This is a genomic window from Streptomyces sp. NPDC051582, from assembly GCF_040681715.1.
In the GTDB taxonomy this organism is placed as follows: Bacteria; Actinomycetota; Actinomycetes; order Streptomycetales; family Streptomycetaceae; genus Streptomyces.
The window spans coordinates 1-13,964 of sequence record NZ_JBFAZJ010000018.1; the positions used below are offsets into that span (position 1 = coordinate 1).

Sequence of the window (13,964 nt, forward strand, 5' to 3'; positions counted from 1 at the left end):
CGACCAGCGCCTCCGGGATGAACTTGCCACCGAACTCACCGAAATAACCCTCGGCGTTCGGGGTGTGACCCTCCGGGTCCGGAACGAAGAACGAGTTGCTGGACATGGCCAGTACTCCTACGGGTGCGATGGGATGGATGCACCGTATTGCGCCGTGGGCCCGCCGCACGCGCACCCCGCTGTGGGGGTGGGGATGCGTACGGGCGCAGCGGTCCGTGCCCGGGGCCGGCGGCCCGGGGCGACGGACCGTAAGCGAGCACCGCGCGGGGCGGTACGCCCACACCGTCGGAAGGCGACGGCGTGGTCAGGCGTACCGGACCGGTCCGGTCCTCGTTACGGCGCGCCTGCGGTGCGCCATCGCATGCCGTTGACCTGACCGGGCTCGGAGCCGATCACGTACCGGACCCGCCGCCCGTGGACGCGCCGGGCCGGGGCGCGGCAGCCGCGGGGGCGGCAGCCGCGCGCCAGGGGCGCGTGCGCCGTCGGCACGTCGGCCGGGCCGTGGCCCGGTCGGGTGCGGACGGTGGGACGGTCGGGGGCCATGGGACGGGTCAGCTCCGCCCGTGGCGCAGGGCGGGGTGGGCGCCGGCGGCGACGAGGTCGGCCACGGCCGCCTTCGGGTCGCGTCCGGTCACCAGGGACTCCCCGACGAGGACGGCGTCGGCGCCCTCGTTGGCGTAGGCGATCAGGTCGTGCGGCCCGCGGATGCCGGACTCGGCGACCTTGACGATGTGGGGCGGGATCTCGCCGACGACGCGCTCGAAGGTGGAGCGGTCGACCTTGAGGTCCTTGAGGTTGCGGGCGTTGACACCGATGATCTTGGCGCCGGCCGCAACCGCGCGCTCGACCTCGTCCTCGTCGTGGACCTCGACGAGCGGGGTGAGGCCGATGGACTCGGCCCGCTCGATCAGGGAGACGAGGGCCTCCTGCTCCAGGGCCGCGACGATGAGCAGCACGAGGTCGGCGCCGTAGGCGCGGGCCTCCCACAGCTGGTACGCCGTGACGATGAAGTCCTTGCGCAGGATCGGGATGTCCACGCGTGCACGGACGGCCTCCAGGTCGGCCAGCGAGCCGCCGAAACGGCGCTGCTCGGTGAGGACGGAGATGACCGCCGCACCTCCCGCCTCGTAGTCGGCGGCGAGCCCGGCCGGATCCGCGATCGCGGCCAGCGCGCCCTTGGAGGGGCTGGAGCGCTTGACCTCGCAGATCACCTTGACGCTGTCGCCGCGCAGGGCAGCGACGCCGTCCTTGGCCTGGGGCGCCTTGGCGGCACGCTCCTTGAGCTCGTCGAGGCTCACGCGGGCCTGCCGTTCGGCAAGGTCTTCGCGGACCCCTTCGATGATCTCGTCGAGCACACTCACGCGAGCGGCCCCCTTCCGGGTCGATGACGGTCGGCCGCCTTGCAGACACGTACAACTGCAAGGTCAGCAATCAAATGGTATCCGCAGGAGGCCTTGCCCTCCGCACGCGGTTGACGGCGTCCCATGGAATGGACATTCGGAATCCGGGATTCATAAGGGAATCTCCAGGTCTCACGGGGCCAGCGCGGCTCCGAACGGCAGGTTTCGGACCACCACGAAGACCAGGGCCAGCACCCCGACGGCCCACCAGTGCGGCCGCCGCAGGACAAAGCGCGGGGTCGGACCGCCGCGGTAGGCGCGAACCAGCCACAACATCATGAAGCCCGCGAAGACGAAGTAGCCCGCGACGGCCAGGGCATTTGCCCCCAAAGCGGTGATCAGGTCGCCCTGGGCGAAGGCGTGCGCACTGCGCAGACCGCCGCATCCGGGGCACAGGATTCCGGTCAGCCGAAATAGCGGGCAGACCGGATAGTGACCGGGTTCATTGGGATCCACGGCGCCCACGTACGCAAACGCCAGGCCCGCCGCGGCCAGCGTCAGCCCCGGCGCGGCCAGCCGCCGCAGGCGGCTCCGGACGGGCGCGGGCGCGGGCCCCGGCCCGGGAGGCACGGGAGGCACGGGAGGCACGGCGTAGGGGCTGTGAGGGGCGTCCACGCGCTGATTGTCTCCGCTCATGACAAAAGGCGCAGCCCAACGGGGCCGCGCCTTTCGGGTGTGCACCGGTCAGACCTTGGCGGCGGCCTTGTTGGCGGCGATGACCACGGCCAGGTCCTGGTGGGCTGCCTTCGGCATGCCCATGCCCGCGGCCTTCATCGCCAGACCGACCACACCGCCGAGCGCGACGACGACGAGACCGGCCCAGAACCCGAGCGGGTTGGCGAGCACCATGAAGGCGCCGGAGATGCAGAAACCGATGAAGGCGATGATGACACCGGTCCAGGCGGCCGGGGTGTGTCCGTGGCTAGTGCCCGCCATGAGTTGCTCCTCGTTGCTCTGTCGCAGGGTGTTCAGAAGACGCAGGGTGCTCGGAAGCACGGCTTGCGTCGAATGCTCGGTGCTCATTGTCCCGCACCGGGCGGCGTGCGCGGTCAGCGGGTGGGGTCCTCGCCGCGGTCGAGGGCCTTCCACAGGTCCTCGGGCCGGTCCGGGTCCACCACCGCCGCCTTGCGGGGCCGCGGGCTGCCGTCACGCTCGTAGCGGCCGCCCATCGCGGGCCAGCCGCTGCCGAACCGCAGGGCCAGCAGTCCGGCGATCAGGATCAGCGCCCCGCCGGCGGCCGTGATGTAGGGCCAGGCCGTGTGGGTCAGCGCCCCCACCTGCGCCGCGGTGTCCGCCGTCGTACGGGCCGCCTGCGCGTCCAGGGCCTGCCGGTCGTCCGCGGCCAGTACGGCGGCCAGGGCCGCGCCCAGGCCGCTCAGCGCGAGCAGCCCGGAGACCAGCAGCCGGCTCCTGCCGCGTACGGCGAACACGGCCACCAGGGCCGCGAGGCCCACGATGGCCAGGGCCGCCGGCAGCCCGGTGACGGCCCGCCCGTCCGCGGTCAGCGGCAGCGAGCCGCCCCCCACGGCGGCGGTGCCCCGGGCCCAGACGCGGCCGGAGGCGAGCAGGACGACGGTGGCGCCGAGCGCGCCGAGCAGCAGGGCGACGGCCACGCTGCGGCGTCCGCCGCGGCCGTCCGGGGCCTGCGGGGCGTCGGGGGCGTCGTCGTTTCGGGGTGGGGGTACGGCACTCACGCACCCCACTATCCCCTACCGCGTCACGCGCCGTTCAGCCGGTTCGCCGCTCCCACCGCGCGCAGCACGGCGGCCGCCTTGTTGCGGCACTCCAGGTCCTCCAGCTCGGGCACCGAATCCGCGACGACTCCCGCGCCGGCCTGCACGTACGCCGTGCCGTCGCGCAGCAGCGCCGTGCGGATCGCGATGGCCGTGTCGGAGTCCCCGGCGAAGTCGAGGTAGCCGACGCAGCCGCCGTACAGGCCGCGCCGGGTGGGCTCCAGCTCCTCGATGATCTGCATGGCGCGCGGCTTGGGCGCGCCCGAGAGGGTGCCGGCCGGGAAGCAGGCGGTCAGCACGTCGAAGGCGGTGCGACCTTCGGCGACCCGCCCGGTGACGGTCGAGACGATGTGCATGACGTGCGAGTACCGCTCGATCGACATGAAGTCGACGACCTCGACCGATCCCGGCTCGCAGACCCGGCCCAGGTCGTTGCGGCCCAGGTCGACGAGCATCAGGTGCTCGGCGCGCTCCTTGGGATCGGCCAGCAGCTCCTCGGCGAGCTCGTGGTCCTCCTGCGGGGTGGCCCCGCGGTGGCGGGTGCCGGCGATCGGGTGGACCATGGCCCGCCCGTCCTCGACCTTGACCAGGGCTTCCGGACTGGAGCCGACGACGTCGAAGCCGTTCTCGAAGCGGAACAGGTACATGTACGGGGACGGGTTGGTGGCCCGCAGCACCCGGTAGACGTCCAGCGCGGAGGCGGCGCAGGGGGTCTCGAACCGCTGCGAGGGCACCACCTGGAAGGCCTCGCCGGCCCGGATCCGCTCCTTGATGTCCTCGACGGCCTCCTGGTACTTCTCGCCGCCCCAGAGAGCCGAGAACTCCGGGAGCTCGGAGGCGGGCAGCGGGGTGGGCGTGTACGGGGCGGGCCGTGCGAGATCGGCTTCCATCGCGTCGAGCCGGGCCACGGCGTCCGCGTACGCCTCGTCCACGCCGGTGTCGAGGTCGTTGTGGTTGATGGCGTTGGCGATGAGCTGGACCGTGCCGTCCCAGTGGTCCATGACCGCCAGGTCGGAGGTGAGCAGCATGGTCAGCTCGGGCAGCCGCAGGTCGTCGGCGGTGTGCTCGCCGATGCGCTCCAGGCGGCGCACGATGTCGTAGCCGAGGTAGCCGACCATGCCGCCGGTGAAGGGCGGCATCCCGGCGGCGAGGTCGCGCGGCGTGTGCAGGGTCTGCACGGTGGCGCGCAGGGCTTCGAGCGGGTCGCCGTCGGTGGGCACGCCGACCGGCGGGGTCCCGATCCAGTGCGCGCGGCCGTCCTGGACGGTCAGCGTGGAGGCGCTGCGTACGCCGACGAAGGAGTAGCGGGACCAGGAGCGGCCGTTCTCCGCGGACTCCAGGAGGAAGGTGCCCGGGCGTTCGGCGGCCAGCTTGCGGTAGAGCCCGACGGGGGTGTCACCGTCGGCCAGGAGCTTGCGGCTCACGGGGATGACGCGGCGGTCCGCCGCGAGCTTGCGGAACGTCTCAAGATCCATGGGGTGGGACCCTAACTGCCTATTCGGCCAGCGGAAGGACATCGGCGTCGAAGCACGTGCGGGCGCCCGTGTGGCAGGCGGCACCGACCTGGTCGACCTTGACGAGGAGGGTGTCGCCGTCGCAGTCGAGGGCCACGGACTTCACGTGCTGGAAGTGACCGGACGTGTCCCCCTTCACCCAGTACTCCCGGCGGCTGCGGGACCAGTACGTGCAGCGGCCGGTGGTCAGGGTGCGGTGCAAGGCCTCGTCGTCCATCCAGCCGAGCATGAGCACCTCACCGGTGTCGTACTGCTGGGCGATGGCCGGGACCAGACCGTCCGCGGAGCGCTTGAGCCGGGCGGCGATGGCGGGATCGAGGGAGGACGTACTCATGGGGGCCATTGTGCCGCGCCCGGGAGGCCGTGACGGATCACCGTCCGCCTGATGAGCGGGCGAAGCGGGGCCGCCGGTCGTAGGGTGACCCCCATGTCTACCCATGCGAAGCGCGAACGCCTGCTGCTGGCGGACCTGTTGGAGGCCGCGGGACCGGAGGCACCGACACTGTGCCACGGCTGGCGGGCCCGGGAACTGGCGGCGCACGTGGTGGTCCGGGAGCGCCGCCCGGACGCGGCGGGCGGCCTGCTGCTGAACGTCTTGAAGGACCGGCTGGACAAGGCGATGGCCGAGTACACGGCCAAGCCGTACGAGGAACTGATCCAGCTGATCCGGACCGGCCCGCCGAAAATGTCCCTCTACTCGCTGAAGCAGATCGACGAGGCGGCCAACGCGGTGGAGTTCTACGTCCATGCCGAGGACGTACGGCGAGCCCAGCCGGACTGGACGCCGCGCGCGCTGGACCCGGTGTTCTCGGACGCCCTGTGGTCCCGTCTGGAGAAGCTGGCCCGCCTCACGGGCCGCCGCTCGCCGGTGGGCCTGGTGCTGCGCCGCCCGAACGGGCAGACCGCGGTGGCGCACAAGGGCACCCCGGTGGTGACGGTCACCGGCGAGCCGGGCGAGCTGACCCTCTTCTGCTTCGGCCGCCAGGACGCGGCCGCGGTGGAACTGGACGGCCCGAAGGAGGCCGTCGCGAAATTGACGACGGCCAAACTCGGCATCTGAGGCGCGGGGGCTCCGGGGCGGGGGCTCCGGGGCGGGGGCTCCGGGGCGGGGGCTCCGGGGCGGGGGCTCCGGGGCGGGGCGCCGCGGAGCACCGGTACCGCCGGGCCGGTGAAAACGGGCATGGCGCCCCGGGGCGAAAGGTTTCCGCACCCCGCCCCTCCCTACGCTCCGTCACGGATGCCGACCGGTTCGGTGTCGTCACCGTGGAAGGAACGGAAACCCCATGCGTCTTCGCACCACTGCCGCCGCGCTCGCCGGAGCCCTCGCACTGGTCCTCCCCGCCGGAGCCCAGGCGTTCGCCGACGAGGGCAAGGTCCTCGACTACGTGTACGTGGACCAGCAGAACGCCGAGAAGAACGCCCAGGTCAAGGATGTCGGCGGGGACCAGTGCCACGCGCTGCCGTCCGCCTCGTCGAAGGTGCTCGAAGTCGTGAACAGGACCGACTCGCAGGCCCTGCTGTTCGAGGACGCGGCGTGTGCGGGCGAGCCGGTCGCCACCCTGCAGCCGGGTGACAAGGCCGGCGACTTCCACGCCGCCGCGGTGGTCTTCCGTCAGATGCGCGACCAGGAGCAGCAGCAGACGGACAAGCAGGAGAAGCCGCAGGCGCCGGAGGAGCAGGCGTCGCAGGAGCAGATGCCCGAGCAGCAGATGCCCGAGCAGCAGGCGCCGGACCAGCAGGACGACTCCGGCTCGTTCGACGACTTCCGCTAGGTCGTCTCCCGGCGCGGCCGCCCGGCCGGTGACGGGGGGGCTCGCCCCCCGTCACCCCGGCCGGTGCGGCCCGGCGAGGGTCAGCGGACCGGGTGGCCCGCCTCGCGCAGCGTTTCCTTGACCTGGCCGATCCGCAGGTCGCCGAAGTGGAACACCGAGGCGGCGAGCACCGCGTCGGCGCCGGCCGTGATGGCCGGGGCGAAGTGCTCCAGCTTGCCGGCGCCGCCCGAGGCGATCACCGGGACCGTGACGTGCCTGCGCACGGCCGCGATCATCTCGGTGTCGTACCCGTCCTTCGTGCCGTCGGCGTCCATCGAGTTCAGCAGGATCTCCCCGGCGCCCAGCTCGGCCGCCCGGTGCGCCCACTCGACGGCGTCCATGCCGGTGCCCTGGCGGCCGCCGTGCGTGGTGACCTCGAAGGAGCCGGTCGCGGTGCGGCGGGCGTCCACGGACAGCACCAGCACCTGGCGGCCGAACCGCTCCGCGATCTCCCGGATCAGCTCGGGCCGGGCGATGGCGGCGGTGTTCACGCCGACCTTGTCGGCGCCGGCCCGCAGCAGCTTGTCCACGTCCTGCGCGGTGCGGACGCCGCCGCCCACGGTCAGCGGGATGAAGACCTGCTCGGCGGTGCGGCGCACCACGTCGTAGGTGGTCTCGCGGTTCCCGGAGGACGCGGTGATGTCGAGGAAGGTCAGCTCGTCGGCGCCCTCGGCGTCGTACAGCTTGGCCATCTCCACCGGGTCGCCGGCGTCCCGCAGGTTCTGGAAGTTGACGCCCTTGACGACGCGGCCGTTGTCCACGTCGAGGCAGGGGATCACGCGTACGGCGAGGGTCATGCGGAGGCCTCCTGCACCGGGCCGTACGCCTCGACCTCGACCTCGACGACCATCGACGGGTCGACGAAGCCGGAGACGATCAGCATCGTCGCGGCGGGCCGGACGGCGTCGAAGAGGGTCTTGTGGGCGCGGCCCACCTCGTCCACGTCGCGGGCGTGGGTGAGGTACATGCGGGTGCGCACCACGTTCTCCGGGCCGAGTCCGACCTGGGCGAGGGCCTTGAAGGCGACGCCGAACGCGGCCACGGTCTGGTCGTACGGACCGCCCGCGTCGCCGGCGGTGCAGCCGGAGACGAGCACGAGCCCGTGCGGGAGCTGCACGGCGCGGGAGTAGCCGATCACGTCCTCGTAGGGGCCGCCGGAAGAGATGCGGCGCGGTTCGTCGGAACTCATGCGGAGACCACCTTCAGGGCTTCTTCCAGGGTGAAGGCCTTCGCGTACAGGGCCTTGCCGACGATGGCGCCCTCGACGCCCGCCGGCACCAGACCGGCCAGCGCCCGCAGGTCGTCCAGCGAGGAGATGCCGCCGGAGGCCACGACGGGCCGGTCGGTGGCGGCGCAGACGTTCTTCAGCAGCTCCAGGTTGGGGCCGGTCAGCGTGCCGTCCTTGCCGATGTCGGTGACGACGTACCGGGCGCAGCCCTCGGAGTCCAGGCGCGCGAGGGTCTCGTAGAGGTCCCCGCCCTCGCTGGTCCAGCCGCGGCCCTTGAGGGTCGTACCGCGTACGTCGAGCCCGACCGCGATCTTGTCCCCGTGCTCGGCGATGGCCTTGGCGGCCCACTCGGGGGTCTCCAGGGCGGCGGTGCCGAGGTTGACGCGGGTGCAGCCGGTGGCGAGGGCCGCGGCGAGCGAGGCGTCGTCGCGGATGCCGCCGGACAGCTCGACCTTGATGTCCATGGCGCCGGTGATCTCGGCGACGAGGGCGCGGTTGTCACCGGTGCCGAAGGCGGCGTCGAGGTCGACGAGGTGGAGCCACTCGGCCCCGGACGCCTGCCAGGCGAGGGCGGCCTGGAGCGGGGACCCGTACGAGGTCTCGCTGCCGGACACTCCGTGCACGAGGCGGACGGCCTGGCCGTCGCGGACGTCGACGGCAGGCAGCAGTTCGAGCTTGCTGGCGGTCATCAGAGGGTCTCGATCCAGTTGGTGAGGAGCTGGGCACCGGCGTCGCCGGACTTCTCGGGGTGGAACTGGGTGGCCCACAGGGCCCTGTTCTCCACCGCCGCGACGAAGGGCTCGCCGTGGGTGGCCCAGGTGACCTTGGGGGCCCGGATCGCCGGGTTGGTGACCTCCAGGCTCCAGTCGCGGACCGCGTACGAGTGCACGAAGTAGAAGCGGGCCTCGTCGTCCAGGCCCTTGAAGGCCTGGCTGTCGGCCGGGGCGTCCACGGTGTTCCAGCCCATGTGCGGCACGACCGGGGCGCGCAGCGGCTCGACGGTGCCGGGCCACTCGTCGAGGCCCTCCGTCTCCACGCCGTGCTCGATGCCGCGCTCGAAGAGGATCTGCATGCCGACGCAGATGCCCATGACGGGCCGCCCGCCCGAGAGCCGGCGGCCGATGATCCAGTCGCCGCGGACGTCCTTGAGCCCCTGCATGCACGCGGAGAAGGCCCCGACGCCGGGGACGAGCAGTCCGTCGGCGTCCATGGCCTTGTCGTAGTCGCGGGTGATCTCGACGTCCGCCCCGACCCGCGCCAGCGCGCGCTCGGCGGAACGTACGTTTCCGAAGCCGTAGTCGAAGACGACGACCGTCTTGGTCGGTCGGGCTGCGCTCATTCCCAGATTCCTTGGATTCGCAGGACTCCCGCCGCGAGGCACATCGCGGAGGCGAAGGCCAGCAGGATGACGACCGACTTGGGCATCTTCTGCTTCTGGAAGGAGTACACGCCGCCGGCCAGGAAGAGGCCGAGGACGATGAGGATGGTGTTCAGGCCGTTCACGGCTAGAGGGCGCCCTTCGTGGAGGGCAGGATGCCGGCGGCGCGCGGGTCGAACTCCGCCGCGTAGCGCAGGGCGCGGGCGAGGGCCTTGAACTGGCACTCCACGATGTGGTGGGCGTTGCGGCCGTAGGGGACGTGGATGTGCAGGGCGATCTGGGCCTGCGCGACGAAGGACTCGAAGATGTGCCGGGTCATCGTCGTGTCGTACTCGCCGATCATCGGCGCCATGTTCTCGGGCTCGGTGTGCACGAGGTACGGGCGGCCCGACAGGTCGACGGTCACCTGGGCGAGGGACTCGTCGAGCGGCACGGTGCAGTTGCCGAAGCGGTAGATGCCGACCTTGTCGCCGAGGGCCTGCTTGAAGGCGGCGCCGAGCGCGAGGGCGGTGTCCTCGATGGTGTGGTGGCTGTCGATGTGCAGGTCGCCGTCCGTCTTGACCGTGAGGTCGAAGAGGCCGTGGCGGCCGAGCTGGTCGAGCATGTGGTCGTAGAAGCCCACGCCCGTCGAGACGTCGACCTTGCCCGTGCCGTCGAGGTTTATCTCGACGAGGACCGAGGTCTCCTTCGTGGTCCGTTCGACCCGTCCGATGCGGCTCATGCGTGCTGCTCCTTCTTCAGTGCGCGAACCGCTTCCAGGAACGCGTCGTTCTCTTCGGGGGTGCCGGCGGTGACCCGCAGCCGGCCCGGTACGCCGTTGTCCCTGACCAGGACACCCTGGTCGAGGATCTTTTGCCAGGCGGTGTGCGCGTCTTCGAACTTCCCGAACTGGATGAAGTTCGCGTCGGACTCGGTGACCTCGTAGCCGATGGCCCGCAGCTCGGTGACCAGGCGGTCCCGCTCGGCCTTGAGCTGTTCGACGTAGCCGAGCAGGGTGTCCGTGTACTCCAGGGCGGCCAGCGCCGTCGCCTGGGTGACGGCCGACAGGTGGTACGGCAGGCGTACGAGCTGGACGGCGTCGACCACGGCCGGGTGGGCGGCCAGGTAGCCCAGGCGCAGCCCGGCCGCGCCGAAGGCCTTGGACATGGTCCGGGAGACCACCAGGTTCGGCCTGCCCTCGATCAGCGGCAGGAGCGAGTCCCGGTGGCTGAACTCCACGTACGCCTCGTCCACGATGACCAGGGAGGCCGAACTCTGATCGGCACGCGCCGCCTGCGCGGCCTCGTAGAGCGCGAGGACGGTCTCCGCCCCGACCGCGGTACCCGTGGGGTTGTTGGGCGAGGTGATGAAGACGACGTGCGGCTTGCTCTCCGCGATCGCCCGCTCGGCCGCCTCCACGTCGATCGTGAAGTCCTCGCGGCGCGGGCCGGAGATCCAGGCCGTGCCGGTGCCGCGCGCGATGAGCGCGTGCATGGAGTACGAGGGTTCGAAGCCGATCGCGGTCCGGCCGGGCCCGCCGAAGGTCTGCAGCAGCTGCTGGATGACCTCGTTGGAGCCGTTGGCGGCCCATACGTTCTCCCGCGCGACCGGGTGCTTGCCGGTGCGGGTGAGGTACGCGGCCAGCTCGGTCCGCAGCTCGACCGCGTCCCGGTCGGGATAGCGGTTGAGCGTGCGGGCGGCCTCGGCGACCCGCTCGGCGATCCGCGCGACGAGCTCGGCGGGCAGCTCGTACGGGTTCTCGTTGGTGTTCAGCTGGACGGGCACGTCGAGCTGCGGTGCGCCGTACGGGGTCTTGCCGCGCAGCTCGTCCCGGATGGGGAGGTCGTCGATGCCGACCTGGTCGTACGAGGTCACGTGACGGGAACCTTCCACCCGAAGCGCGCCTTGAGGGCCGCGCCGTGCGCCGGCAGGTCCTCGGCCTCGGCGAGGGTCACCACGTGGTGGGTGACCTCGGCGAGGGCGTCGCGCGTGTAGTCGACGATGTGGATGCCGCGCAGAAAGGACTGCACGGACAGGCCGGAGGAGTGGCAGGCGCAGCCGCCGGTGGGCAGTACGTGGTTCGACCCGGCGCAGTAGTCGCCGAGCGAGACCGGGGCCCACGGGCCGACGAAGATCGCACCGGCGTTGCGCACGCGGGCGGCCCAGGCGGCGGCGTCGGCGGTCTGGATCTCCAGGTGCTCGGCGCCGTACGCGTCGACGACCTTGAGGCCGTCCTCCAGGCTGTCGACCAGCACGATCGCGGACTGCCTGCCCGCGAGCGCCGGCCTGATCCGGTCTTCGACGTGCTTGGTGGCCGCGACCTGCGGCTCCAGCTCGCGCTCGACGGCGGCCGCGAGCTCCTCCGAGTCCGTGACGAGCACGGCGGCGGCCAGCGGGTCGTGCTCGGCCTGGCTGATCAGGTCGGCGGCGACGTGCACCGGGTCGGCCGTGGAGTCCGCGAGGACCGCGATCTCGGTGGGGCCGGCCTCGGTGTCGATACCGATGCGGCCGGTGAAGTAGCGCTTGGCGGCGGCCACCCAGATGTTGCCGGGGCCCGTCACCATGTTGACGGGGAGGCAGTCCTGCGTGCCGTACGCGAACATCGCGACGGCCACGGCGCCGCCTGCCGCGTACACCTCGTCCACGCCGAGCAGCGCGCACGCGGCGAGGATCGTCGGGTGCGGCAGCCCGCCGAACTCCTTCTGCGGCGGGGACGCGAGCGCGATCGACTCGACGCCCGCCTCCTGCGCCGGGACGACGTTCATGACGACGGAGGACGGGTACACGGAGCGGCCGCCCGGGGCGTACAGACCCACGCGCTCGACCGGAACCCACTTCTCGGTCACGGTTCCGCCGGGGACCACCTGGGTGGTGTGCTCACCGCGGCGCTGCTCGCGGTGGACGATCCTGGCGCGCCGGATGGACTCCTCCAGCGCGGCGCGCACGGCCGGGTCCAGCTCTTCGAGGGCGGTCTTGAGGGCCGCGGCGGGGACCCTGACCTGCTCCAGCGTGACGCCGTCGAACTTCTGCGCGTACTCGATCAGCGCCGCCGTGCCGCGATGATGGACGTCCTCGCAGATGGGCCGCACCTTTTCCAGGGCGGCCTCCACGTCGAACTCGGCACGGGGCAGCAGGTCGCGCAGGGCGCCGCCCTCGGGGAGGGCGTCACCGCGCAGGTCGATACGAGAGATCACCTCCCAATTCTCTCAGACCGTCTCCCGCCACCGTCCGCCCGTATCACTGGCTGATACACGCCCCGGATGTCACGGGCGCCCCTTAGCGTTCCCCCTACACGTATGCGCAGCGGAGGGGGGCCGCCATGGCGGAGGCACGGGCGGGCGAGCAGCCCGCGGATCTCACCGATCCCGAACGCCGCATGTGGCAGGCGTACCGGACGGGGATCGTCTGCGATCTCAGCGCCCGCGCCGCCAACGAGGACGATCCGCACGACAGCGGGCGCAGCTGGGGCGCCGGGCGCAGCGTCCGCGCCCAGGTGGTGGCGCTGCTGCTGCTCCACGGGCCGCCGCCGGTGCCGGGCCGGGTGGCCTCGCTGAAGCTGCGCGGCGTACGGATCACGGGGCGGCTCGACCTGTCCGGCGGCACCGTACAGCCGTACGTCGAACTCCAGTCCTGTCGCTTCGACAGTGAGATCCAGCTGTCGGAGACCCGGTTCATCACGCTGCGCATGATCAACTGCGCGATACCGCGGCTGGACGCCTCCCGGCTGCACACCGAGGGCGATCTGCACCTGCCGCGCTGCCGCGTGGCCCGCGGGATCCGGCTGACCGACGCGCAGATCGGGACCGACCTGCTGATCAGCCAGGCCGTGGTGCGCCGGGACAACAAGGGCCGGGCCATCGCCGCGGACGGGATGTCGGTCGCGCAGGACTTCCAGGGCGAGCTGCTGGAAACGGACGGGGAGGTGAGCCTGCGCGGCGCGAAGGTCGGCGTGTCGATGAACCTGCGCGGGGCCCGGCTGCGCAATCCGCACGGGCGGCGCGCGCTGAACGCCCCGCAGCTGACCGTCGAGCGGACCCTGTACCTGACCTCGATCGCCCTGGACTACGTACCCGGCGACTCCGGTTCCTCCACTCCCCCGTACGGGCTCGGCCAGACGCCCACGCGCGGGCAGCGGGCCCAGCGCTTCGAGTGCCGGGGCGGGCTGCGCCTGGACGACGGCCGCTTCGGCGACGCCGTCGACTTCTACGGCGCCCGGTTCGTCCTGACCGAGGAGCAGGAGGTCTCGCTGCGCCGGATCCAGACCCCGGAGCTGCGGTTCGTCGGGGAGCGGCCGGAACGGGGACGGGTGGTGCTGTCGGGGGCGAAGGTGGTCAAGCTGGTCGACACCTCCACCAGCTGGCCCGGCCCGGGCGGGTTCTCGATGGAGGGTTTCGCGTACGAGAACCTCGCACCGCGCGGCCACTTCCCGCTGGCGCGCCGCCTCGACTGGGTGGCGGCGGCCACCCGCGAGTACTCGCCGGAGCCGTACGAGCGGCTGGCCTCCGTACTGCGCGCCAGCGGCGAGGACTCGGACGCCCGCGAGGTGCTGCTGGCCAAGCAGCGCCGGCGCCGGGCCACCCTGCCGCCGGCGCTCAAGGCCTGGGGGTACCTCCAGGACTGGACCGTGGCGTACGGGTACCGCCCGGGCCGGGCCGCGCTGTGGATGGCGGTGCTGTGGGCGGCGGGCGCCCTGCTGTTCTCCCGGCACGAGCCGCCCCCGATCAAGGCGGACGAGCACCCGCACTGGGACGCCGCCCTGTACGCCCTGGACCTGCTGCTCCCGGTGATCGATCTCGGCCAGGACGGCCAGTGGGACGTACAGGGCGGCTGGCAGTGGGGCTCGGCGGCGCTGGTCCTGCTGGGCTGGACCCTGGCGACGACGGTGGCGGCGGGAGCCTCACGGCTGCTGAGGCGCGGGTGA

At 72.2% G+C, this 13,964-nt stretch carries 18 protein-coding genes; 3 read left to right on the forward strand and 15 right to left on the reverse strand.

Annotation, left to right across the window (positions count from 1 at the left end; translation table 11 throughout):
* Positions 1–333: 333 nt before the first annotated feature.
* From AB0M92_RS22925 to hisI, 7 genes are all read right to left on the reverse strand, one after another.
* On the reverse strand, positions 334–543 hold the full coding sequence (locus AB0M92_RS22925; protein ID WP_366104138.1) for a tryptophan synthase subunit(beta): 210 nt from the start codon (positions 541–543) through the stop codon (positions 334–336).
* Between the two features lie 8 nt (positions 544–551).
* Positions 552–1,361 carry an indole-3-glycerol phosphate synthase TrpC gene (trpC, locus tag AB0M92_RS22930; protein WP_359176260.1) on the reverse strand — a complete coding sequence of 270 codons (810 nt, stop codon included), beginning with the start codon at positions 1,359–1,361 and terminating at the stop codon, positions 552–554.
* A gap of 171 nt (positions 1,362–1,532) precedes the next feature.
* The gene (locus AB0M92_RS22935; RefSeq protein ID WP_366104139.1) at positions 1,533–2,015 is read right to left on the reverse strand and encodes a DUF2752 domain-containing protein; all 483 of its coding nucleotides are present in this window, start codon (positions 2,013–2,015) and stop codon (positions 1,533–1,535) included.
* Between the two features lie 69 nt (positions 2,016–2,084).
* Entirely contained in the window at positions 2,085–2,336 is a 252-nt protein-coding gene (locus tag AB0M92_RS22940) for an HGxxPAAW family protein (RefSeq protein ID WP_366104140.1), read from the reverse strand.
* A gap of 113 nt (positions 2,337–2,449) precedes the next feature.
* On the reverse strand, positions 2,450–3,103 hold the full coding sequence (locus AB0M92_RS22945) for a TIGR02234 family membrane protein (RefSeq protein WP_366104141.1): 654 nt from the start codon (positions 3,101–3,103) through the stop codon (positions 2,450–2,452).
* Positions 3,104–3,117: 14 nt separating this feature from the next.
* Entirely contained in the window at positions 3,118–4,608 is a 1,491-nt protein-coding gene (locus AB0M92_RS22950) for an anthranilate synthase component I (protein WP_366104142.1), read from the reverse strand.
* Positions 4,609–4,627: 19 nt separating this feature from the next.
* Positions 4,628–4,990, reverse strand: a complete 363-nt coding sequence (hisI, locus tag AB0M92_RS22955) for a phosphoribosyl-AMP cyclohydrolase (RefSeq protein ID WP_366104143.1) — start codon at positions 4,988–4,990, stop codon at positions 4,628–4,630.
* A gap of 84 nt (positions 4,991–5,074) precedes the next feature.
* On the opposite strand from hisI, the gene AB0M92_RS22960 reads away from it, so the two are divergent.
* Together AB0M92_RS22960 and AB0M92_RS22965 are read left to right on the forward strand one after the other, a co-directional pair.
* Complete coding sequence (locus AB0M92_RS22960) at positions 5,075–5,707, forward strand: TIGR03085 family metal-binding protein (RefSeq protein WP_366104144.1); 633 nt, start codon at positions 5,075–5,077, stop codon at positions 5,705–5,707.
* A 223-nt stretch (positions 5,708–5,930) separates the two neighbouring features.
* Complete coding sequence (locus AB0M92_RS22965) at positions 5,931–6,419, forward strand: hypothetical protein (RefSeq protein ID WP_366104145.1); 489 nt, start codon at positions 5,931–5,933, stop codon at positions 6,417–6,419.
* A gap of 80 nt (positions 6,420–6,499) precedes the next feature.
* Here the strand turns inward: AB0M92_RS22965 and hisF are convergent, their stop codons facing one another.
* From hisF to hisD, 8 genes are read right to left on the reverse strand one after another with little or no spacing between them, the layout of a single operon-like run.
* Entirely contained in the window at positions 6,500–7,255 is a 756-nt protein-coding gene (hisF, locus tag AB0M92_RS22970; protein WP_366104146.1) for an imidazole glycerol phosphate synthase subunit HisF, read from the reverse strand.
* Positions 7,252–7,647 carry a RidA family protein gene (locus tag AB0M92_RS22975; RefSeq protein ID WP_366104147.1) on the reverse strand — a complete coding sequence of 132 codons (396 nt, stop codon included), beginning with the start codon at positions 7,645–7,647 and terminating at the stop codon, positions 7,252–7,254. Before AB0M92_RS22975 ends, hisF begins: the two co-directional genes overlap by 4 nt.
* The gene (gene priA, locus AB0M92_RS22980) at positions 7,644–8,375 is read right to left on the reverse strand and encodes a bifunctional 1-(5-phosphoribosyl)-5-((5-phosphoribosylamino)methylideneamino)imidazole-4-carboxamide isomerase/phosphoribosylanthranilate isomerase PriA (RefSeq protein ID WP_366104148.1); all 732 of its coding nucleotides are present in this window, start codon (positions 8,373–8,375) and stop codon (positions 7,644–7,646) included. Before priA ends, AB0M92_RS22975 begins: the two co-directional genes overlap by 4 nt.
* Positions 8,375–9,025: an imidazole glycerol phosphate synthase subunit HisH gene (gene hisH, locus AB0M92_RS22985; RefSeq protein ID WP_366104149.1), complete on the reverse strand. Its 651-nt coding sequence runs from the start codon at positions 9,023–9,025 to the stop codon at positions 8,375–8,377. The genes priA and hisH overlap by 1 nt, the downstream gene beginning before the upstream one ends.
* A complete protein-coding gene (locus tag AB0M92_RS22990; RefSeq protein ID WP_366104150.1) occupies positions 9,022–9,189 on the reverse strand; it encodes a hypothetical protein in 168 nt (55 codons plus the stop codon). The genes hisH and AB0M92_RS22990 overlap by 4 nt, the downstream gene beginning before the upstream one ends.
* A gap of 2 nt (positions 9,190–9,191) precedes the next feature.
* Positions 9,192–9,785: an imidazoleglycerol-phosphate dehydratase HisB gene (hisB, locus tag AB0M92_RS22995; RefSeq protein ID WP_030155936.1), complete on the reverse strand. Its 594-nt coding sequence runs from the start codon at positions 9,783–9,785 to the stop codon at positions 9,192–9,194.
* Positions 9,782–10,918: a histidinol-phosphate transaminase gene (locus tag AB0M92_RS23000; RefSeq protein ID WP_366104151.1), complete on the reverse strand. Its 1,137-nt coding sequence runs from the start codon at positions 10,916–10,918 to the stop codon at positions 9,782–9,784. Before AB0M92_RS23000 ends, hisB begins: the two co-directional genes overlap by 4 nt.
* Positions 10,915–12,237, reverse strand: a complete 1,323-nt coding sequence (gene hisD, locus AB0M92_RS23005; RefSeq protein WP_366104152.1) for a histidinol dehydrogenase — start codon at positions 12,235–12,237, stop codon at positions 10,915–10,917. Before hisD ends, AB0M92_RS23000 begins: the two co-directional genes overlap by 4 nt.
* Before the next feature lie 125 nt (positions 12,238–12,362).
* Between hisD and AB0M92_RS23010 the strand changes: the two genes are divergently transcribed.
* Positions 12,363–13,964, forward strand: a complete 1,602-nt coding sequence (locus tag AB0M92_RS23010; protein ID WP_366104153.1) for an oxidoreductase — start codon at positions 12,363–12,365, stop codon at positions 13,962–13,964.

What these genes read in the sequence shown, in the direction of transcription:
- hisB (WP_030155936.1), bottom strand. Translation starts at nt 9,785, where the DNA reads ATGAGCCGCATCGGACGGGTCGAACGGACCACGAAGGAGACCTCGGTC.
- AB0M92_RS22965 (WP_366104145.1), top strand. Translation starts at nt 5,931, where the DNA reads ATGCGTCTTCGCACCACTGCCGCCGCGCTCGCCGGAGCCCTCGCACTG.
- AB0M92_RS22940 (WP_366104140.1), bottom strand. Translation starts at nt 2,336, where the DNA reads ATGGCGGGCACTAGCCACGGACACACCCCGGCCGCCTGGACCGGTGTC.
- priA (WP_366104148.1), bottom strand. Translation starts at nt 8,375, where the DNA reads ATGACCGCCAGCAAGCTCGAACTGCTGCCTGCCGTCGACGTCCGCGAC.
- hisH (WP_366104149.1), bottom strand. Translation starts at nt 9,025, where the DNA reads ATGAGCGCAGCCCGACCGACCAAGACGGTCGTCGTCTTCGACTACGGC.
- AB0M92_RS22960 (WP_366104144.1), top strand. Translation starts at nt 5,075, where the DNA reads ATGTCTACCCATGCGAAGCGCGAACGCCTGCTGCTGGCGGACCTGTTG.
- AB0M92_RS22925 (WP_366104138.1), bottom strand. Translation starts at nt 543, where the DNA reads ATGGCCCCCGACCGTCCCACCGTCCGCACCCGACCGGGCCACGGCCCG.
- hisI (WP_366104143.1), bottom strand. Translation starts at nt 4,990, where the DNA reads ATGGCCCCCATGAGTACGTCCTCCCTCGATCCCGCCATCGCCGCCCGG.
- hisF (WP_366104146.1), bottom strand. Translation starts at nt 7,255, where the DNA reads ATGACCCTCGCCGTACGCGTGATCCCCTGCCTCGACGTGGACAACGGC.
- AB0M92_RS22975 (WP_366104147.1), bottom strand. Translation starts at nt 7,647, where the DNA reads ATGAGTTCCGACGAACCGCGCCGCATCTCTTCCGGCGGCCCCTACGAG.
- AB0M92_RS23010 (WP_366104153.1), top strand. Translation starts at nt 12,363, where the DNA reads ATGGCGGAGGCACGGGCGGGCGAGCAGCCCGCGGATCTCACCGATCCC.
- AB0M92_RS22950 (WP_366104142.1), bottom strand. Translation starts at nt 4,608, where the DNA reads ATGGATCTTGAGACGTTCCGCAAGCTCGCGGCGGACCGCCGCGTCATC.